The sequence below is a fragment of the Nocardia sp. NPDC055053 genome, assembly GCF_053608285.1.
On the sequence record NZ_JBSGVD010000044.1, the window covers coordinates 21,707 to 43,042 of the forward strand.

Here is a 21,336-nt window from a genome sequence, read left to right on the forward strand (position 1 = left end):
GGTGATGGGCCTCGGGCCTAGGATCGATCGGGGTCGGATCCAGGTTCAGCAATTCTAGGGAGAACAGATGAGTGTCATCCGCGCGTCCCTGATCACCGCTTCGGTGTCAGCCGTTGGCCTGCTAGTTCTAGCACCGGTCACCGCGTCGGCCGAGGCCGCCGGGGAGATAGTCGACTACGGGAACGGCTGCGTTGTCGATCCCGGCAATTCCGCGGCGACCCTCAATTCGCTGCGTACTCGCTGCAGTGTCACCCAGCAGGACCAGATCTACCGCGACGCGCAGGCAGGTGCCGTGCCGACGGGTGTCACCAACGGCTGGGTGACCCGCCCGCCACAGCTGGTGGCGGTGGCGCCGGCCCTGTGGACCGGCAAGGTGTTCCGCACCGGCCCCGACGGCGGCACCCTGACCAACCGGGTGGTCGGCACCGAGGCGTTCCCCGCCGATGTCTACCAGGCGCCGTCCATCCTCGACGGCCGTCCCGCCTGGGCCCTGAACTACGCCCCGTCCCCGACACCACAGGTCTACGACGAGATCCGCGAGATCACCCCGGGCGTCTGGTTCGGCTATTCGTGGTGGCGCGAGGGCGAGTGGCCACTGATCACCGCGTTCCTGCTCGCGCCCGCGTGAGCCGTTCTTGACTCTCCTCTCACTGGAGGGTGTTGGCTGATTCTCATGACAGCCACCGTGGCGATCGGCGAGTTCGCCCGCCTCACCCATCTGAGCGTCAAGACGCTGCGCTACTACCACGAGATTCAGCTGCTGGAGCCGGTCGCGGTGGACGCGGGCACCGGGTACCGCCGCTACGGCACCGATCAGGTGGAGACGGCGCACCTGATCCGCAGACTCCGCGACCTGGACATGCCGCTGCCACAGATCCGCACCGTGCTCGCCGCCGCCGATCCGGCCGACCGCGACGCCACCCTGCGCGCGCATCTGACCAGGATGGAAGCCGAATTACAGCGGACCAGGGATGTCGTGGCGTCGCTGCGCGCGCTGCTCACCGAGCCCGCGCCGCCGCTGCGCGTCGACTACCGGGTCGAGCCCGCGTTCACCGCGCTCACCCGCACCGAGCGGGTCGAACGCGGCGCGATCGCGCAGTGGTGCGGCGACGCGTTCGAACAGCTGTATGTGAACCTGCTCGGTGCGGGCGTGACACCGGGAGGCGTTGCGGGCGCGACCTATTCGACGGAGTTCTTCGCCGAGGACGCCGGCGCCGTCACCGCGTACGTACCGCTGCCGCCGGGCACCGAGCTCACCCCGCCCGACGGGCTGGCGATCACCGAATTCCCGGCCCGCCGCTTCGCTGTCGCCGTGCACACGGGCGCGTTCGAGGATTTCGACCGCACCTACGGCGCGCTGGGCAGCCATGTCGCCGAGCACGACACCGTACTTCCCGGCGAACCGGTCCGCGAGCGCTATCTCGTCGGACCTGACCTCACCGATAGCCCGGCCGACTACCGCACCGAAGTGTGCTGGCCGATCACCGAAGGAGAAACCCGATGACCCTCGCCCTTGGCAATGTCACGTTCGACTGCGACAACGCGAACGAGCTGGCCGAGTTCTACGCCCAGCTGCTCGACCGGCCCGTCGACCCGGAGGCCTCGGCGTTCTTCGCCACCGTCGGCCAGACCTCCGGTGCCTCGCCGGTGCTGATGTTCATCAAGGTGCCCGACAAGACCCCGGGCAAGAACGTCGTGCACCTGGACTTCCACTCCGTCCAGTGGCGCGACTACGTCGAGCGCGCGATCAGCTTGGGCGCCAAGCACATCGGCGACTTCGACGAGTACGGCCAGCAGTGGGTCACCCTCGCCGACCCCGAAGGAAACCTCTTCGACATCGGCAAGGAGTAACGCTCAGGCGAGCTCGCGCGCCAGGTTCGCGAGCACCTCGGCCTGGATCTTCTTCAGGCCGAGCGGGGCGAAGATGCCCTCGAAGATGCCCGACACACCACCTGCGCCCTGCCAGGTGGTGCGGAGGGTGACCTGCGAGCCCGCACCGTCCGGGGTGACGGTCCAGGTGTTGACCATCGAGGAGTTGGCGTCGCGCTCGGTGAGGATCGAGTCCGACACCGTGACGTTCGCGCGCACGTTGCGCGAACGCTTCTCGGTGGCCTGCAACGTCCACTCCACCACGGTGCCCGCGCCCTTGCCGCCCTCGACCACCTTGTAGTCGCGGTAGTGCGAGGAGAGGATGCGCGGACGGATCGTCTCGTAGTCACCGATCGCTTCGAGGGCGCGCTGCGGATCCGCGGCGACGACGATCGAACTGCTGGCGCTGACCTGTCCCACTGTTGACTCCTTGTCGGTGGTGCGATGTCTCGATCTGGTGACATCCTGCCCTGCGCCGGTTCGGATCGGCCGACCAGGTTGGGTGAAAGAGAAACATGTGCGTGACATTTCGTCGTGGCGTGCGGTTATCTGGTAGCCGGACGGACACGGTCGTACTAGCGTCGAACCCGTGGCAGTGAGTCTTTTGGGTAGGGCCGGCCACGAACCGGCCGCACGCGAGTCTGGATATGCCGCGCACCGAGCGGGTGTGGAGCGACTGCTGGCAAGCTATCGCGCCATTCCACCCGGCGCCGTCGTCCGCTTGGCGAAGAAGACGTCGAACTTGTTCCGGGCCAGGGCGGCGACCACCGCGCCCGGCCTCGACGTGTCAGGTCTCGGGCAGGTGATCGCCGTCGACCCGAAGTCCAGAACCGCGGACGTCGCCGGGATGACCACCTATGCGGACCTGGTCGCGGCGACGCTCCCCTACGGCTTGGCGCCGCTGGTGGTTCCGCAGCTCAAGACCATCACCCTGGGTGGCGCGGTCACCGGTCTCGGCATCGAGTCGACCTCGTTCCGCAACGGCCTGCCGCACGAATCCGTGCTGGAAATGGACGTGCTGACCGGTTCCGGCGAGATCGTCACCGTCAAGCCGGATGGCGACCGCGCCGATCTGTTCAAGGGCTTCCCCAACTCCTACGGCACCCTGGGTTACACGGTCCGCTTGAAGATCGAGCTCGAACCCGTCAAGCCCTATGTCGCGCTGCGCCACGTGCGCTTCCACGACCTGCGCGAACTGGAAGCCGAACTCGAGCGCATCGTCACCGAGCGCAGCTACGACGGCGAGCAGGTCGACTACCTCGACGGCGTCGTCTTCACCGCGACCGAGAGCTACCTGACTCTGGGCAGGCAGACCGACGAGCCCGGCCCGGTCAGCGACTACACCGGCATGGACATCTACTACCGGTCCATCCAGCACCCCAACGGCGTGAAACCGGACCGGCTGACCATCCACGACTACCTGTGGCGCTGGGACACCGACTGGTTCTGGTGCTCACGCGCCTTCGGCACCCAGAACCCGAAGATCCGCCGCTTCTGGCCGAAGTCGCTGCGCCGCAGCAGTTTCTACTGGAAACTGGTCGCCCTCGACCGCAAGTACCACATCGGCGACCGCCTGGAAGCCCGCAAGGGCAACCCGCCGCAGGAACGGGTGGTCCAGGACATCGAGGTGCCGGTGCACCGCACCGGCGACTTCGTCGAATGGTTCCTGAAGGAAATACCGATCGAGCCGATCTGGTTGTGCCCGTTGCGGTTGCGGGAGAACGCGGCCGACCCGGCGGGCGACCGTCCGTGGCCGCTGTACCCGCTCGAACCAGGGCGCACCTACGTCAATGTCGGATTCTGGTCGGCCGTCCCAAGCAAGCCGGGTCAACCGGAGGGGGCGGCCAACCGCGCGATCGAGAAGATCGTGTCCGAATTCGACGGGCACAAGTCGCTGTACTCGGATTCCTACTACGCCGAGGAAGAATTCGCCGAGCTGTACGGCGGCGAGACGTATGCCGCGCTGAAGAACCGTTACGACCCGGACCAACGACTGCTGAATCTGTATTCGAAGGCGGTGCAACGCAAGTGACGACATTCAAGGACCGATCCGAGGTATTCGCCGAGCTGGGAACCCGGCTCAGCATTGCCGAAGTGTTCGAGACACTCATCGACGGTGACATCCCGATCCGCTTGAAGGCCTACGACGGCAGCGCGACGGGACCGGAGACCGCGCCCTACACCCTCGAGATCAAGACGCCACGCGGCATCAACTACCTGGCCTCGGCGCCCGGCGACCTCGGCATGGCACGCGCCTACGTCGCCGGTGACATGGTCGCCGACGGCGTGCACCCCGGCGACCCGTACAACATCTTGAAGGCCATGCAGGCGATGAAGTTCCATCGCCCGTCGGCGCTGTCGCTGGTCACCATCGCGCGCTCGCTGGGCTGGGAACGGCTCAAGCCGATCGCGCCGCCGCCGCAGGAGACGCTGCCCCGCTGGCGCCGGATCGCCCTGGAAGGCCTGCGCCACTCCAAGACTCGCGACGCCGAGGCCATCCACCACCACTACGACGTCTCGAACAAGTTCTACGAGTACGTCCTCGGCCCGTCGATGACCTACACCTGTGCGGTCTACGGCGAGCCGGACTGGACCCTCGAGCAGGCCCAGGAGAACAAGTACCGGCTGATCTTCGAGAAGCTGCGGCTGAAGGAAGGCGACCGGCTGCTCGACATCGGCTGCGGCTGGGGCGGCATGGTCCGCTACGCGGCCCGGCGCGGGGTCAAGGTGATCGGTGCGACGCTCTCGGCCGAGCAGGCCGCCTGGGCGCAGCAGAAGATCGCCGAGGAAGGCCTGAGCGAGCTGGCCGAGGTCAGGCACAGCGACTACCGCGACATCCCCGAGGGCGAATTCGACGCGGTCTCCTCCATCGGCCTCACCGAGCACATCGGTGTGCACAACTACCCGTTCTACTTCGGCTACATCAAGGACAAGCTGCGCGACGGCGGCCTGTTCCTCAACCACTGCATCACCCGGCCGGACAACACCCGCACCACCAAGGCCGGCGATTTCATCGACCGCTACGTGTTCCCCGACGGGGAGCTGATCGGCTCGGGCCGCATCATCTCCGAGATCCAGAACATCGGCCTGGAAGTGCTGCACGAGGAGAACCTGCGCGAGCACTACGCGCTGACCCTGCACGAGTGGTGCAAGAACCTGGTCGAGAACTGGGACGCCTGCGTCGCCGAGGTCGGCGAGGGCACCGCGAAGGTGTGGGGCCTGTACATGGCCGGGTGCAGGCTCGGATTCCAGCGCAATGTGGTGCAGCTGCATCACGTGCTCGGGGTGAAGCTGGGTTCCGACGGCGCCTGGACCGTGCCGCTGCGCCCCTGGTGGCAGCCGTAGTTCGCGTCTGAGCCCGGGTGCGAGCGCACCCGGGCTCAGACGAGCAGCTCGTCGAGGAAGTGGCTCGGGACCCCGTCGAGCACCGGGTGATGCTGCTCGTCGTGGGCTTGCGTGCGCAGCACGTGCAGCAGCCCGACGACGCCGGGACCGGCGTCGAGCAGCGGCCTGGTCCAGCCGAGGTCTGCGCAGGTACGCAGCACCGGCAGCACCAGCCCGGTGGCCTCGCCGACCCAGCCCGCCGTCGCCAGGCACTCCGCCAGCAGCAGCGTCGCGTCCAGTTCCGCGCGCGGCCGGGGCTGGTCGAGCAGCCGGGCGTAGAGCACCCTGGCGTGCCGGGCGGCCCGATCGTCGGCGCGCAGGCGCTGTTCGGCCAGCAGTGCCCTGATGTCGGCGATCTGACGGGCCTCCGCGATGAGCACGGCCGCGCCGGACTTGCGCCGCTTGCCGTTGCCGGACAGCTCGGCGGCGAACCGGTCGGCGCTGTCGCCGGTGGGCAGGCCGAGCCGGGACCGCTCGGCCCGCACCTGCGCGTCGAGCCGGGCCAGTCGGTTCTCCGCGGCCACCCGTGTGCCCTCGTCCAGGCGCGCCGCCGCCGTGTACAGGTCGCCGAGCGCGGCCTTCACCCGCGCCCCGATCACGAAGGTCGCGACCAGGAAGTCGACCGGGCCGACCCGGGTCACCAGTTCGTGGCTCTCGTCGAGCAGCCGGTCGGCCAGCGCCAGATCGCCACGGCGGTAGGCCACTTCGCCGAGCAGCGCCGCGGCGACGCGCGCGGCGTCCGAACGCGGGCCTGCCACGTCCCGTGCCTTCTCGTATGCCAGCTCGAAACTCTCGGTGGCGGTGGCGATGTCGAGTCGCTCATAGGCGGCGGCACCACGGCAGCAGAGCCCGAAGACCGCGCCGAGCGGGTCCTTCGACTGCGCGTGATAATCCGCGGCCCAGTCCTGCATCGTCGTCACACCCACGAAGTCGAATTCGCAGATCCGGACGAACGAGATCAAGTTGGCCGCGGTCGAGACGATCCACGCGGGCAGCTCGCCCGGGTCGGCCAGCAGGTCCGCGAGGTGGTCGGCCACCTCCGCGGTGTCATCGTGCGCCACCCGGTCGGCGGCGTCGAGCACCGTTGCCGCACCCAGTTGTTCGGCCAGCTCCGGCTCGCCGCCACCGCGGGCGAGCAGGTTCGACAGCCTGCCCAGCGCCGAGCGTGCCGTGCTGGTCTGCTGGAGGTTCATATTGGCCCGCGCGACCGCCATCAGCAGCTTGGACCGTGACGCGACCTGTTGCACCGGCAGTTTGGACACGCTGCCGAGCAGGGTCGCCAGCCGGGAACGGTCGATCAGGTCCATGCCGCCACTCTCGAGCAGGTCGCCCGCGAGCTTGAGATCGGTCGCGGCCAGCGCGTGGTCGACCGACTTGCGCAGCAGGTTGTGCTCGGCATACCAGCGAGCGGCCTTGCGGTGCAGCATCTTCGCGCGCCCTGGGTGCATGCGTTCGAGCCGGGTGCGCAGGTGCTCGGCGAACAGCGGTTGCATCCGGTACCACTCCGGGTCGTGCTCGATCCGGTGCACGAACAACTCACGCTGCTCGGCTTGTTCGAGCATCGACGCGCCGTCGGGGACATCGGCGAGCAACGAGGCCAGCGAGCCGCTGACCCGCTCGACCACCGAGATCGCCATCAGGAACTCCAGCAGCTCGGGATCCATGCTGTCGAGCACGTTCTCGGCCAGATACTCCCGCATCCCGTGCCCGCCCTCGGCGAGCTGACCGAGCAGCTGGACCGGATCGGCCTTGCCGCGCAGAGTCAGGCTCACCAGCTGGATGGCGGCGGGCCAGCCATCGGTGGCCGTGTGGATCTGCTCGACCTGCTCGTCGGTGAGCGCGAAACCATTGCGCTCCACCAGGATCTGGCGCGTCTCGGCCTCGGTGAGCCGCAGCTCGACCGCCCCGAGTTCGACCAGCTCGTCGCGAACCCGCAGCCTGCTGATCGGCAGGCCGGACTGGTCGCGGCTGGTCACCACGAAACGCACATGGTGACAGCCGTTGTCGAGCAGGGCCGCCATCGCGCGGTGCACGCCGGGGTCGCTGACCCGATGCCAGTCGTCGACGACGACCACCACGCTGCGGCCGCTGGCGTGGATCTCATCGATCAGGGTCGCGATCACGAACGCGGCCGCGTCGGCGGGACGCTCCTCGAGCACCTGCTCCAGGCCGGCGCCGACGTCGGGGCGGACCCGGCGGATGGCCACGATCAGGTGGGCGAGGAACCAGATCTCGCTGTCGTCGTCCTGGTCGATGCCGAGCCAGGCGACCGGGATATCGCGGGCGATCAGGTCGGCGCGCCACTGCGCGGCGACCGTGCTCTTGCCGAACCCGGCGGGCGCGTGGACCAGGGCGAGCCTGCGACGGCCACCGGCGCGCAGCACGTCGAGCAGGCGCTGCCGAGGGAGGGGCTCGCGGGCGGGCGTCGGCGGCCGGAACTTCGTCGCCGCGGTCGGCGGAAAGGTGCCGGTATTGCCACTGCGCAGCGGCACAGCGGAGCCGACGGGCTGCAAGGTCAGCGGCCAGCTGCGGCGGCCGGTGACGGCCTTCAGCGATTCCGGGGTCTCCACCTCGGCGGTGTCCGCCGCGGTGTCGAGCAGGGCCATCTCGTCGGGCATCTGGCCGTGCGCGCGCTGCACCTGGCGCAGCATCTCGCCGAATTCGTGGGCCGAGGCGGGGCGGTCGTCCGGGTCGGGTGACATGGCCTGTTCGATCACCGCGGCGACGTCGGCGGGAATGTCCATGGCGCGCAGATCCGGCACCGGCTGGGTGGTGATCCGCAGGAACTGCGCCACCACCTTCTCCCCCGCCTGCCGCTCGAAGGCGGCGTGGCCGGTCAGCAGGGCGAACAGGGTCGCGCCGAGGCCGTAGATATCAGACTGAACAGTCGGTTCATGACCTTTGAGCACCTCGGGCGCGGTGAACGCGGGCGAACCGGTGATCAGGCTGCTCGAGGTCTGGAAGCCGCCGGGGATGCGGGCGATGCCGAAATCGGTGAGCTGCGGTTCGCCGTACCCGCTGATCAGCACGTTCGCCGGCTTCACATCGCGGTGCAGGATCCCGGCCCGGTGCGCCGACTCGATCGCCGCCGCCAGCTTCACCCCGGCGCGCAGGGTATCGGCCCAGGTCAACGGGCCGCGATCGTGGATGAGACGTTCGAGCGAACCGCGCGAGCAGTACGGCATGACGATCAGCGGCAGCCCGGTCGCTGTCACATCGACCTGCAGGATGTCGACGATGTTCGGATGCCCGGACAGCCTGCCCATCGCCTGTTCCTCGCGCAGGAACCGCTCCCGGCTCTCCTGATCGATCTCCGAGGACAGCACCTTCACCGCGACGACCCGGTCCAACGCGGGCTGCAAACACCGGTACACCACGCCGAATCCGCCGCGCCCGATCTCCTTGGCCCCCGTGAGCCCCATGGCGTCGAGCTCGGCGACAACCGCCTCGTCGATCTCCCCCGGCACCTTGGCGCGCTGGGTGTTCGTCCCCACCGGTGACGACTCGGACGGCCCGCGCTGTATACGGGTCGGCTCCGGTTCCATGTGACCACCCCTCGAAGCGAATCGGCGTCACCGGCGTTTCAGTCGGCATACGGACCCCCGAACAATCCGTACATATCCAAGCTAGCGCGATCCGGCATCTATCGGGTGGAGATTCGATGCTGTGGCGGCATCGGTTCCCCGCCACAGCCGTTCGACGCACCGCCTGCCACCCAAAGTGTCCCCGGGTGAACAGCATTCGTCCTGCCACTGGATGGGGACAGCCCCGTCTCGCCGGAGCGAAACGGGGCTGTCTGCACAGCTCAGCGCACTGAATGCGCTGTCAGTGACTTACTTGCGCAGGGAGGCGGGGACCTCGAAGCGCGAGCCGAACTTCTTCGCCAGCTCGTCGGCGCGGGCCACGAAGGCCTCCTGGCCGCCGGGGTAGCCGACGATGAACTGGTGCGAGCCGCCCGACCAGGCCGGGAAGCCGATGCCGAAGATCGAGCCGATGTTCGCGTCGGCGGTGCTGGTGAGCACGCCTTCGTCGAAGCACTTCTGGGTCTCGATGGCCTCGGCGAACATCATGCGGTCCTTGAGGTCCTGGAAGGTGACACCCTCCGGGAGCTCACGCTGCGAGTTGTAGATCGAGCGCAGCTCGTCCCACAGGCCGGTGGCCTTGCCGTCGACGTAGTCGTAGAAGCCCGCGCCGCCCAGCTTGCCGGTGCGGCCCTGGTCGTTGACCATGGTGTCGATGACCTGAGCGGTCTTCGCGGACGCGGCGTTGAGCTCGCCACCGGCAGCAAGGATGGCCTCGGAGGTCTCCTTGTAGATCTTCTGCATGGTGGTGAAGTTCAGCTCGTCCGACAGCTTCAGCGGCGCGGCCGGGTAGCCGGCCTGCAGGCCCGCCTGCTCGATGGTGGCCGGGTCGACACCCTCGGCGACCATGGAGATGGCCTCGTTGATGAAGGTGCCGATCACGCGCGAGGTGAAGAAGCCACGGCTGTCGTTGACGACGATCGGGGTCTTCTTGATGGCGAGGGTGTAGTCGTACACCCGGGCCAGCGCCTCGTCGGAGGTGTTCTTGCCCTTGATGATCTCCACCAGCGGCATCTTGTCCACGGGGGAGAAGAAGTGGATACCGATGAAGTCCTCGGAGCGCTTGACGCCCTCCGAGAGCAGGGTGATCGGCAGGGTCGAGGTGTTCGAGCCGAGCAGCGCGTCGGCGTCGACGATGTCCTCGATCTCCTGGAAGACCTTGTTCTTGAGCTCGGGGTTCTCGAACACGGCCTCGATCACGAAGTCGACGCCCTTGAAGTCGGCGGCGTCCGCGGTCGGGGTGATGCGAGCCAGCAGCGCGTCGGACTTCTCCTGGGTGGTCTTGCCACGCGAGAGCGCCTTGGCCTCGATGGCCTCCGCGTAGCCCTTGCCCTTGACGGCGGCCTCGATCTTGACGTCCTTGAGGACGACCTCGTAGCCGGCCTTGGCCGAGACGTAGGCGATGCCCGCGCCCATCATGCCGGCGCCGATGACACCGATCTTCTTGATCTCACGCTTGGGCACATCCGCGACGGACGGACGCGAGCCGCCACCGTTGATGTGGTTCAGGTCGAAGAAGAACGCCTGGATCATGTTCTTCGCGACCGGGCCGGTCAGCAGGCTCGTGAAGTAACGGCCCTCGATGGTCAGCGCGTTGTCGATGTCGACCTGCGCGCCCTCGACCGCCGCGGCCATGATGGCGCGCGGGGCGGGCATGTTGGTGCCCTTGATCTGCTTGCGCAGGTTGGCCGGGAACGCGGGCAGGTTCGCCGCGAAGGCCGGGGTGGACGGGGTGCCGCCGGGGATCCGGTAGCCCTTCTTGTCCCACGGCTGCGCGGCCTCGGGGTTGGCCGCGATCCACGCCTTGGCGGCGGGCAGCAGCTCCTCGACCGAGGAAACGACCTCGTCGATCAGGCCGATTTCCTTGGCCTTGGTGACGCGGTGCCGCTGGCCCTGCAGCAGCACCTGCATCAGCGCGTTCTGCAGGCCGAGCATGCGCACGGTGCGGGTCACGCCGCCGCCACCGGGCAGCAGGCCCAGGGAGACCTCGGGCAGGCCGATGGCCGAGCCCTTGACGTCGGCCGCGACGCGGTAGTGGGTGGCCAGCGCGATCTCCAGGCCGCCACCGAGGGCAGCGCCGTTGATGGCGGCGACGACCGGCTTGCCGAGCTGCTCGAGGCGACGCAGCGGGGCCTTGACGTCGGTGACCATCTTGACGACCTCGGCCGCGTTGTCCGGGCCGACCTTCATCATGTTCTTCAGGTCGCCGCCGGCGAAGAAGGTCTTCTTGCCCGAGGTGATGACGACACCGGTGATGTCGTCCTTCTCGGCCTCGAGGCGGTCGACGGTGGCGTTCATCGACGCGAGGTAGGCGTCGTTCATGGTGTTGGCGCCCTGGCTGGGGTCGTCGATCGTCAGGACGACCACGCCGTCGGCGTCCTTCTCCCAGCCGATGATGTTGTCAGTCATAGTTTTTCGTTCTCTCCTATGAGAAGTTTCGGCCGGGGATCAGACGCGCTCGATGATGGTGGCGACACCCATGCCGCCGCCGATGCACAGGGTGACCAGGCCGTAGCGCGCGTTGCGGCGCTCCAGCTCGTCGACCACGGTGCCGGTGATCATCGCGCCGGTGGCACCCAGCGGGTGGCCCATGGCGATCGCGCCGCCGTTGACGTTCAGCTTCTCGTCCGGGACGTTGAGGTCCTTCTGGAACTTCAGCACCACGGAGGCGAACGCCTCGTTGATCTCGACGAGGTCCATGTCCTCGATCGTCAGGCCCGCCTTGGCCAGTGCTTTCTTCGCGGCCGGGGTGGGGCCGGTCAGCATGATGGTCGAGTCGGCACCGGAGGTGGCGGTCGAGACGACGCGGGCCTTCGGGGTCAGACCCGAGTTCTTGCCCGCCTCCTCGGAGCCGATCAGCACCAGGGCGGCGCCGTCGACGATGCCCGAGCTGTTGCCACCGTGGTGGACGTGGTTGATCTTCTCGATGTAGGTGAACTTCTGCAGCGCGACGGCGTCGAAGCCACCCATCTCACCGATACCGGCGAAGGAGGGGTTCAGCTTGCCCAGGTCGGCGGCGGTGGTGCCGGGACGCATGTGCTCGTCGTTGTCGAGCACGACGAGGCCGTTCTGGTCCTTGACCGGAACGATCGACTTGGCGAAGTAACCACCGGTGGTGGCCTTGGCCGCCAGGTCCTGCGAGCGCACGGCGTAGGCGTCGACGTCATCGCGGGAGAAGCCCTCGATGGTGGCGATCAGGTCGGCCGAGATGCCCTGGGGCACGAAGTAGCCGTCGTAGTTGGTGGCCGGGTCCAGCGCCCAGGGGCCGCCGTCGGAGCCCATCGGCACGCGCGACATCGACTCGACGCCACCGGCGATGACGAGGTCGTCGAAGCCGGAGCGAACCTTCTGCGCAGCCAGGTTCACGGCCTCGAGGCCGGAGGCACAGAAGCGGTTGAGCTGGAAGCCACCGACGGTGTCGGGCAGGCCCGCGATGGTGACCGCGGTGCGGGCGATGTCCATGCCCTGGTCACCGACGGGGGTGACGACACCGAGGATGAGGTCCGAGATCTGGTCCTCGTCGAGGTTGGGGAAGCGGCCACGCAGCTCCTGGATCAGACCAACAGTCAGATCGATCGGCTTGACCGAGTGCAGCGAGCCGTTCTTCTTGCCGCGGCCGCGCGGAGTGCGGATGGCCTCGTAGATGTAGGCCTCTGTGGTCATATCGGAGTGTTTCCTTCCTTGGGGTGCGGTGGCCGCACGAACGCCACGACCATCCGTCCTGACGCCGTACAAATCCCGGCAAGCACCAGCGGAGCATAGAACTATGCTCATCCGGCGTTTCCGGCCACCCGTTCATACTACCGTGGTGTGCGAACTCCGGTTAACTTAACGCGGTCCGGCTGGCAGCTGTCAACCATCCAGACTCTTCGCTCCGAGCTCGTTACGCAGCAACGCCAGAGCGACCTCGTCCGGGTCCTGCCGATCTCCGGGCGCCACCGGCTCCGCCGCGGCGGCCAGCATCTCCTGCTCCTCTTCCGGCGTCGGCGGCGCCAGCACCGCGTCACCCGGCCTGCCACCGCGCCCGGAATCGCCACCGGACCGGCCCGAATCCGACCCGTACCCCTCGTCCGGACCCGGGTCGTCGGGTAGGTCGGGGAAATCGGGCGGCGGGATGTCGTCGTCGGACACCGGCTTGGCCTGCCCCGACGCACCGGCCTGATTCCCGTTGGCCTGACTCGGCCGGGAGAACTTCGGCCGCCCGGTCGGCTTGCCCTCACCCCGCGCCGGCGCGCTCGCGACCTTCGCCACCGGACGCGGCGCGGGCGCCCCCGTCTCCCAGCGCACATCCAGCTCGCGCCCGAGCACCGCGCGCACCGCCGACCGCACCGCCTCGATATTGCGCGGATCGGACAACCGCTGCGCCAACGGCGGACTCTGATGCGCGAACACGATCACCTCACCCTCGGCCCGCGACACCGCCGCCCCCGACAACAGCGCCTGCAACGTCGGCCCGAACTCCCGCACCTTCCCCTTGATCTCCGCCCAGGCACCGTCGACCAGCGCGACGAGATCCTCCGCCGGGGCGGCGGGCGCCTGCGGGGTCGCAGCCGACTCCGGGGCGGCAGATGTCTGCAGAGCTTCTGCCGCCCGCGAGGACGAAGCAGCTGCTTGGGAGGCCCCTGCCATCCGCGAGGCGACACCCGTCTGCGAAGCGGTAGCTGCCTGCGACGCAGCGGATTCCTGCGCAGCGACAGAAGGCGCCGGCGGTGTCGTTGCCTCATGCGCCGCAACAGGAGGTGTCGACGGTGTCGTTGCCGCCTGCGGAGCGGCAGGCGCTTCCGAGGCTTGCGTGGCGCCAGCCGTCTGCGGGCCCGCAGCTTCCTGGGGAGCGGCGGGCGCTTGCCGACCAGCAGCCGGAGACAGAGCCTGCGCGGGCGAATCAAATTGCGGTGCTGGGGTTTCCGAGCCACGGGCGTACGGATCGCCAGATGGCTGGGTGCCAGGATCGGCAACTCGCGACGCGGGCGCGGCCGTATCGCCTATCGCCGACCCGGCGTCCGGGCCAGCCGGGGCAGCGGCATCGGCCAGCTGCTCCTGGAAGTCGAACGATCGCCCGGCAGACGACACCGCGTCACCCGCAGGACCGACTCCCGCTTCCGCCGAAGATGCCTGAGAAACATCGCCTTCCGATGCCACGCCGTCGACAGGCTGTGCTGCAGGCCCGCGCACAGGCTGAGCCGGCAGCGGATTCTGTTGCGCGCCCCGCGGGTTCTGGCTCTGCTGCTCGACAGACGCGTCCTGCTGCGAATCCGGCTGGTTCTGCTGGGCACCCGGCTGGTTCGACTGCTCGAACGGCGCACCGTGCCGCGAACCCAGCACGTCCTGCTGGGCGAGCGGCACGTTCTGCTGCGCCACCGGCACATTTTGCTGCGCGGGCGGGGTCGGCGGGGCCTGCACAGCAGACTCGGCTGCGGCAGCGGGGTTTCCCGCGGCATCCGCGAGACGTTCACGTGGCGACTCGGACGCCCCCGATCCGCCTGCGGCCGCCGCCTTTTCGGCCTTGGCCGCCGCGAGGAGTTCCGCACCGCGACGGCGGTTCTCGCCACCGGCGGCGGGGCGCTGAGCCGGGGCGGACGCACGCTCGGCGGGCGGTTCGCCGGCGGCTGGGCCGGAGCGGGCGGGCGCGGCGGGGATGGCACCGCCCGCGAATCCCCGCTCCAGGCGTTCCAGGCGCTGCAAGGTCGCGGACTCGGTGTCGGAGACCGAGGGCAGGAGCATGCGGGCGCAGATGACCTCGAGCAGCAGGCGGGGGGCGGTGGCGCCGCGCATTTCGCCGAGGCCCTCGTGCAGGAGTTCGGCGTAGCGGGTCAGGGTGGCGGGGCCGAGGCGTTCGGCCTGGTCGCGCATGCGTTCCAGGACGTCGCCGGGGCCGGAGACCAGGCCGCGCTCGGCGGCGTCGGGGACCGCGCGCAGCAGGATCAGGTCGCGCAGGCGCTCGAGCAGGTCGACGGCGAAGCGGCGCGGGTCGTGGCCTGCTTCCATGACGCTGTCGATCGTGCGGAACAGCGCGGCGCCGTCGTCGGCGGCCAGCGCATCGATCGCGTCGTCGATCAATGCCACGTCGGTGACGCCGAGCAGCGAGACCGCGCGGGGGTAGGTGACACCATCGGGCCCCGCACCGGCCAGCAGCTGGTCGAGCACGCTCAGGCTGTCTCGCGGCGAACCTCCACCGGCCCGGATGACCAGCGGATACACCGCCTCCTCCACCGGCACGTGCTCCTGCTCGCAGATCTTGCCGAGCAGGCCGCGCATGGTGGCGGGCGGCAGCAGCCGGAACGGATAGTGGTGGGTGCGCGAACGAATGGTCGGCAGCACCTTGTCCGGCTCGGTGGTGGCGAAGATGAAGATCAGGTGGGCAGGCGGCTCCTCGACGATCTTGAGCAGCGCGTTGAAGCCCGCCGTGGTGACCATGTGCGCCTCGTCGACGATGAACACGCGATAGCGCGACTCGGCGGGCGCGTAGAACGCGCGATCGCGCAGCTCACGGGTGTCGTCGACACCACCGTGGCTGGCGGCGTCGAGCTCGATGACGTCGAGATTGCCCGCACCACCGGGGCCCAGCGCCACACACGAGGCGCAGACCCCGCACGGCGTCGAGGTCGGGCCGTCGACACAGTTCAGCGAGCGCGCGAGGATACGCGCGGAGGAGGTCTTACCGCAGCCGCGCGGACCGGAGAACAGATACGCATGGCTGATCCGCCCGGTATCCAGCGCCGTACTCAGCGGGTCGGTGACATGCTCCTGACCCACTACCTCAGCGAACGTCGCCGGTCGATACTTCCGGTACAGAGCCACGGCCCACAGGCTACCGCCGCCCACCGACAGGCGGATGAGCGGCCGACGCGTCGCCACTCCTCGCACAGATCGCCGCGAAACTGTGACATGAATCACAGTTCGAGTACAGGTTGGGACAAGGCGGGCAAACCCGGTCGACCGGGCGCAACGGCCGAGTTGACGACTGCCCGCCACGCGGCGAATCCCGCCTGGATCGGCGGACAATCCTGGTTACGGCGGAAATACGTACTTGATCCCCGATTGACCAGCGCTTTCCGGATGTAACGAAACAATCAATGGTCGTGACAGCAGCGCAAGCCGCTGGCTACCGTGGATCTCGGCAACTTCGGTGGCCAAACCTTCATCAGGTTGGTGGCCCCGGCCGGTCCCTCATCCCGGCCGGGGCACAACCTTCGCGCACCGTATCGCTCCCCCACCGCCGACCGGAGGAACGTTTCACCGTGCTGTCGTGTGATGACATCGCAACCGCCTGGCTCGCCCACACCGACTTCGCAGGCGACCACGCCGCTGTCGGCCTGCTGAGCAGGGCGATCAGCCCACAGGACTTCGACATAAAGCGCGATTCGCTGCCCGTCGCCGCCGCGGCGGACCCGGCGACCGCCGCGGCCATCCTGCAACTGCTCGAACGCGGGCAGGTGCCGACGATGGCGGCGATCCGCACCCTCACCGCGCAGAACGAGATGCGCCGCGAGGCCGAGCGGATCGAACGCCTCGGCAGGCGCGCGCAGCGCAGCATCGACGAGTTCGGTCGCATCCTGGCCAGGCTCGCCGCCGCGTACTGGTCCGCGCACGACATCGGCCCGACCAGGCGCGACATCCTCGCCGACGCCGAGATCACCGAGCTCATCGCCGAGCGGGTAGGCGAGATCGCGCCCTCGGCGGTCAAGCATCTGTGGCTGATCGAGCGGGCGCAGCGCGCGGGCTGGATCGCCTCCAACGCGAGTCCAGGTTCGCTGTGCCCGGCCCGCCGCTGGCACACGACCAAGTACGGCAATCGGGTGTCGCAGAAACCGGTCAACATGATCGGGAAGCTGGTCGCGGGTTTCGTCGTCGAGCACACCGCCGAGCGAGGCAGGCCGCCGAGCTGGTCAGCGCTCGCCCGCGATTTGCGCGACGACCGCGGCAGGCGGGTCTTCTTCGACGTGGCCGACGCGCACGCCCAGCGGCGCTGGCTGATCACCGCCGAATGGCTCGCCGACGGCGATGACCTGCCCGTTCCCGGCAAGCGCGGCACGCGGGCACTGGCGAAGGACAACCGGAGCTAGAACCGGGCCGACACCAGCGCAGGCGGTGAGTATTCGGTAATTTCCACGCAACGCAATCACGCGTGGAAGGAGTTACCGTGCCCGCAACGATCGATCCCGCGGCCACCGCCTGGCTACTCGCGGCTACCGCCATGGTGCTGTTGATGACGCCGGCGCTGGCCGTTTTCTACGGCGGGATGGTGCGCTCCACCGGCGTGCTGAACATGCTGATGATGAGCTTCATCGCGATCCCGCTGGTCACCGTCGTGTGGCTGGTCGCCGGGTACAGCCTGGCCTTCGGTGACGATGCGGGCGGCGGCCTCATCGGCAACCTCGAGCACGTCGGCCTTGCCGGGATCAATCCCGGCTCAGTGCGCGGCACGATTCCGGAACTGCTGTTCGTCACCTTCCAGCTGACCTTCGCGATCCTCACCGCCGCCCTGGTCTCCGGCGCGATCGCCGACCGCGCCAAGTTCGCGGGCTGGATGGTCTTCGTCCCGCTGTGGACGCTGGCGGTGTACGCGCCGATCGCGCACTGGGTGTGGGGACCCGACGGCTGGCTGCTCGATTTCGGCGCGCTCGATTACGCGGGTGGCCTGGTGGTGGAGATCGCCTCCGGCGCTTCGGCCCTGGCGCTCGCCCTGGTGCTCGGCCCGCGCATCGGATTCAACATCGACGCGATGCGCCCGCACAACCTGCCGTTCGTGCTGCTCGGCGCCGGTCTGCTGTGGTTCGGCTGGTTCGGTTTCAACGCCGGTTCCGCACTCGGCGCCACCGGCACGGCGGCCGCGGTCTTCCTCAACACCCTCGTCGCGGGCAGCCTCGGCATGCTCGGCTGGCTGATCGTCGAACAGGTCCGCGACGGCAGGCCGACCACCTTCGGCGCGGCCTCCGGCGCGGTCGCCGGTCTGGTCGCGATCACCCCGTCCTGCGGCGTGATCAACACCCTCGGCGCGGTGATCGTCGGCCTGGCCGCCGGCATCGTGTGTTCGTTCGCGGTCGGCTGGAAACACAAGGCGGGCTACGACGATTCGCTCGACGTGGTCGGCGTGCACTTCGTCGGCGGCATCGTCGGCACGATCCTGATCGGCCTGCTCGCCACCGAGGTGATGACCGGCGGCGTGAACGGCCTGTTCTACGGCGGTGGCTTCACCCAGCTCGGCAAGCAGTTCGTCGCTGTCCTTGTGGTCGCGGCGTACGCGTTCGCGGTGTCGTTCGTGATCGGCAAGGGCATCGACAAGGTCATCGGATTCCGCGTCAGCAAGGAAGACGAAACCGCGGGCATCGACTTCGCCCTGCACGCCGAGACAGCGTATGCCGAAGGCGTGCACGGCAGTTCCCCCCGCCGCTTCGGCGAGGGCCACTACGGCGGGCACTGACAACGCAAGCACATGGGTAACTCACCGGGCACGGGCTGACTCACCCCAGCCCGAACCGCCGGCCGCCAACGGTTGCGCAGGTGGCACACGAGTCCGGCCTGAATCGCGGAGAGGCGGGTCAGCTCACTTCGCCTGTGCTGGCCGTGAAGGTGTTGCACTTGGGGGTGAGGTTGTGGTCGAGGCCTGCCTCGAACCACTGACCACCGTGCTCGGAGGTGCCGTGATCGCGCATGTCGCCTGGCCCGTCACCGCGGCCGTAGGAATCCTTGGTGGCGACGGTGACCTGCGCGGACGACAGCGAACCGCCGCCCTTCGACGAGGCGATGAACATGCCGTCGAAGCAGTTGGCCTGCAACTCGACTCGGCGCGAGAGCTCGAGCCCCTTGGGTGAGCGGGCACCCGCGTCGACGCGTTCGCTGTTGGCCTTGCGCAGGATGCCCGACTGGGCCTGCACGTGGTGGCCGTATTCGTGCGCGAACACCGACAGGTACACGACCCAGTTGTCGCGGAACTGGTCGGTCTGCAGCTGGCTGATCGGCATGTAGATGGTCTTGTTCGCGGCGCAGTAGAAGGCGGCGAAGTTGCTCGTCGAGCCGGTGCACGGGGTGGTGATGCCCGCGGTGGTCGCGGTGACGCTCAGCGTCGGCGACTCGAACGGCAGGTTGTTCTCGGCCAGCAGCGGTTTCCACGCCGATTCCAGGCAGCGGGCTGCCGATTCGAAGAACGCGCGCGCCTTGTCGACCTGGGTGCCCCACGGCGCGTAGTCGCAGGACGCCGGAACCAGGGTGCCGTCGGCGTCGGTGAGCAGCGGATTGTCGCTGGTCGCCGCCGGTGCGGTGCCGGGCTGCGGCTCGTAGGTGGTGCTCGGCTTGGGGCCGATCGCGCCGATCCCGACGTCGATTCCGGTGTTGACGGCGAACTTCACCAGGCCGCCGACCACAAGGAAGACGACCACGAGGAACAGCGAGGTCAGGCCGCCACGGCGCTTACGCGGCGGCGGGGTCGGGCGGCCGGGCGGGCCGTAGGGCATCGGCGGCGGCCGGTAGCCCGACGGCGGACCGTAACCCTGCCGCGGTCCATAACCCTGTGGATAACCCTGGGGCTGTTGATAACCGGGCGGGCCGTATCCGGGCTGCGGCCGATAACCCGGCGGCGGGCCATAGCCAGGAGGCGGCGGAACAGGTCGTCCACCAGGGCCGACCGGGCCATAACCGTACGGTGGTTGGGTCACGTCCCCCGTACCCCCTCGTCTAGTTCGTCGCCGACAGCCGCTGACGCAGGATAGCAAGCTGTCTAGAGTAAGCAGCCATGCTGACTTTTCGGGGGGGCGCCGCAGGCGCGCTGCTGCTCGCTGCGGCGGGTGTGCTCGCGGCCGCGCCGGTAGCCCACACGGAGCCCGCGCCGATCGGCGTCACGATCACCGCCGACCTCACGCTGACCGAAGCCGGTGTGCTCGAGGTCACCGAGACGGTCGGTGTACCCGCCGGCGGCAATTTCACGATGACACTTCCCTTGCGCCTCAAGGTCGGTGACGACGTCGAGCGAATTTTCAAGGTCACCGACGTCACCGCGAGCGGCGCCGGCACCGCGACCACGGTCGACGATCAGTTCGTCGTCGAAGCGAAGCCGGGTGAATCCCAGTTCACCTACTCGCTGCACAACACCGTCTCCGACGCACCGGGCACCCAGGTGTTCCACTGGCTCGGCGTGCTCAACGCCGACATCGCCGCGCTCGACGTCTCGGTGATCAGCCCCAGCTATCAAATGGGCATCGTCGACTGCAAACTCGGACCGGCGGGCAATGCCAAGCCGTGCGCCGATGTGCACACCGAACCCGACGGCGTGCTGTACCTGAGCCAGCGCGATCTGCGTAAGGGCGACGCGATCGATCTCACTCTGCAGCTCCCGCCCGGCACCGTGCCGGCCAATGCCGATGTGCGCGGCGGCGATTCGAACGGGTTCTTCGCCTTCACCGCGCCCGTGTTCGCCGCCTTCGGCGCGCTGCTGCTCGCCCTGGCGGGCATGATCGCCTACGTGCTGCTGGCCAGGAAGCGGGCCGCCGCGGCGATCGCGGGCAGCGACGCGTTCGAACCCCTTGTCCAACAGGGCGGCCGGGTCGACTTCACCTCGCCCGACGGCGTGCTGCCCGGCGAGGCGGGACTGTTGCTCGACGAGCACGTCGACCCGGTCGACATCGCCGCGACCGTCGTCGATCTCGCCGTCCGGCGCTACCTGTGGATCACGCCGGTGAACGCCCGTGGCGAGGACGACTGGCGGATCAGCCGGGTCAACGCACCCGACGACCAGCTGCGCGACTACGAACGCGTCGTCTACGACATGCTGCTACCCGATGGCACCGACACCGTCGCCGTCCGCGAGCTCCGCGCGCCCGGTCGCATGCAGCTCGAGCCGGTCCGCGCCGCCATGCGCGCCGACGCGGTCGCCACCGGTGCCTTCGCCGACCCGAAGCAGCGCGCGCTCCCCCGGTGGATCGGCGTCGCCCTGATCGCGCTCGGCCTGATCGCCACGGTCACCCTCGCGCTGACCTCCGGGCACGCGCTGGTCGGCGTCGCCATCGCCCTGGCCGGTGTCGCGGCGGTCCTGCTGCCCAACTACCTGCCGACCAGGACGACCCTCGGCGACACCGTCGCCGGGCGTGCCAGGGCCATGCAGCGCGGCCTTGATGCCGTTACCCGCGAGCAGATCCCGCCGATCGATCAGGAAACGGTCTTCTCCCGCGCCCTGCCGTACACGGTGATCAGCGGCCGGGCCGACAACTGGATCCGCGCCTTCCGCGACATGGACCCCTCGGCCGACTCCCAGCCCGGCCTGTACTGGTTCGCCGGTTACGACCGCGACCGCAACCTGCACCGCTTCGCCGGCCAGTTCCCGTTCTTCATCACAGCCCTGGAAGGCGCTTTCAACCCTCGCTGAGCCGGGTCCGCCTTGACCGCACTCCCAGCCCCGCACGACCCGACCTCGAGGAGGGTCCCGCGGTGGCCGGCGGGCAGGGCGTGGATGGGGCGGGCGACGAGCGGGCCGTCGCCGTCGGCGAGGAGGGCGCACAGGTCCGCGTCCCAG

At 68.8% G+C, this 21,336-nt stretch carries 14 protein-coding genes; 8 read left to right on the plus strand and 6 right to left on the minus strand.

Annotated features, from left to right (window positions below; translation table 11 throughout):
* Positions 1–67: 67 nt before the first annotated feature.
* Genes ACWF82_RS30300 through ACWF82_RS30310 form a run of 3 tightly spaced genes read left to right on the plus strand, consistent with a single transcriptional unit; the run spans position 68 to position 1,851 of the window.
* A complete protein-coding gene (locus ACWF82_RS30300) occupies positions 68–628 on the plus strand; it encodes a hypothetical protein (RefSeq protein ID WP_452506714.1) in 561 nt (186 codons plus the stop codon).
* Positions 629–673: 45 nt separating this feature from the next.
* Positions 674–1,504: a MerR family transcriptional regulator gene (locus ACWF82_RS30305; protein WP_452506716.1), complete on the plus strand. Its 831-nt coding sequence runs from the start codon at positions 674–676 to the stop codon at positions 1,502–1,504.
* A complete protein-coding gene (locus ACWF82_RS30310; RefSeq protein WP_452506718.1) occupies positions 1,501–1,851 on the plus strand; it encodes a VOC family protein in 351 nt (116 codons plus the stop codon). The genes ACWF82_RS30305 and ACWF82_RS30310 overlap by 4 nt, the downstream gene beginning before the upstream one ends.
* Before the next feature lie 3 nt (positions 1,852–1,854).
* Here the strand turns inward: ACWF82_RS30310 and ACWF82_RS30315 are convergent, their stop codons facing one another.
* Positions 1,855–2,289, minus strand: a complete 435-nt coding sequence (locus ACWF82_RS30315) for an SRPBCC family protein (RefSeq protein WP_452506720.1) — start codon at positions 2,287–2,289, stop codon at positions 1,855–1,857.
* A 175-nt stretch (positions 2,290–2,464) separates the two neighbouring features.
* Between ACWF82_RS30315 and ACWF82_RS30320 the strand changes: the two genes are divergently transcribed.
* Positions 2,465–3,901, plus strand: coding sequence for an FAD-binding oxidoreductase (locus ACWF82_RS30320; RefSeq protein ID WP_452506741.1), 1,437 nt, complete (start codon positions 2,465–2,467; stop codon positions 3,899–3,901).
* Positions 3,898–5,214 (plus strand): class I SAM-dependent methyltransferase, encoded by a 1,317-nt coding sequence (locus ACWF82_RS30325; RefSeq protein WP_452506722.1) that lies wholly within the window; start codon positions 3,898–3,900, stop codon positions 5,212–5,214. Before ACWF82_RS30320 ends, ACWF82_RS30325 begins: the two co-directional genes overlap by 4 nt.
* Positions 5,215–5,249: 35 nt before the next feature.
* Here the strand turns inward: ACWF82_RS30325 and ACWF82_RS30330 are convergent, their stop codons facing one another.
* The 4 genes from ACWF82_RS30330 to ACWF82_RS30345 form a co-directional block, all read right to left on the minus strand.
* A complete protein-coding gene (locus tag ACWF82_RS30330; protein ID WP_452506724.1) occupies positions 5,250–8,798 on the minus strand; it encodes a protein kinase domain-containing protein in 3,549 nt (1,182 codons plus the stop codon).
* A gap of 288 nt (positions 8,799–9,086) precedes the next feature.
* Complete coding sequence (locus tag ACWF82_RS30335; RefSeq protein WP_452506726.1) at positions 9,087–11,243, minus strand: 3-hydroxyacyl-CoA dehydrogenase NAD-binding domain-containing protein; 2,157 nt, start codon at positions 11,241–11,243, stop codon at positions 9,087–9,089.
* Between the two features lie 39 nt (positions 11,244–11,282).
* On the minus strand, positions 11,283–12,497 hold the full coding sequence (locus tag ACWF82_RS30340; protein ID WP_452506728.1) for an acetyl-CoA C-acetyltransferase: 1,215 nt from the start codon (positions 12,495–12,497) through the stop codon (positions 11,283–11,285).
* Between the two features lie 189 nt (positions 12,498–12,686).
* Positions 12,687–15,632, minus strand: coding sequence for a DNA polymerase III subunit gamma and tau (locus tag ACWF82_RS30345; RefSeq protein WP_452506730.1), 2,946 nt, complete (start codon positions 15,630–15,632; stop codon positions 12,687–12,689).
* 440 nt (positions 15,633–16,072) lie between these two features.
* Here ACWF82_RS30345 and ACWF82_RS30350 point away from each other — a divergent pair, with 440 nt between their 5' ends.
* Together ACWF82_RS30350 and ACWF82_RS30355 are read left to right on the plus strand one after the other, a co-directional pair.
* A complete protein-coding gene (locus ACWF82_RS30350) occupies positions 16,073–16,897 on the plus strand; it encodes a hypothetical protein (protein WP_452506732.1) in 825 nt (274 codons plus the stop codon).
* Between the two features lie 77 nt (positions 16,898–16,974).
* Complete coding sequence (locus tag ACWF82_RS30355) at positions 16,975–18,255, plus strand: ammonium transporter (RefSeq protein ID WP_452506734.1); 1,281 nt, start codon at positions 16,975–16,977, stop codon at positions 18,253–18,255.
* A 118-nt stretch (positions 18,256–18,373) separates the two neighbouring features.
* On the opposite strand, the gene ACWF82_RS30360 is transcribed toward ACWF82_RS30355, so the two are convergent.
* Entirely contained in the window at positions 18,374–19,285 is a 912-nt protein-coding gene (locus ACWF82_RS30360; RefSeq protein ID WP_452506736.1) for a neutral zinc metallopeptidase, read from the minus strand.
* A 278-nt stretch (positions 19,286–19,563) separates the two neighbouring features.
* On the opposite strand from ACWF82_RS30360, the gene ACWF82_RS30365 reads away from it, so the two are divergent.
* Positions 19,564–21,189, plus strand: a complete 1,626-nt coding sequence (locus tag ACWF82_RS30365) for a DUF2207 family protein (RefSeq protein WP_452506738.1) — start codon at positions 19,564–19,566, stop codon at positions 21,187–21,189.
* The last annotated feature ends 147 nt before the right edge of the window (positions 21,190–21,336 follow it).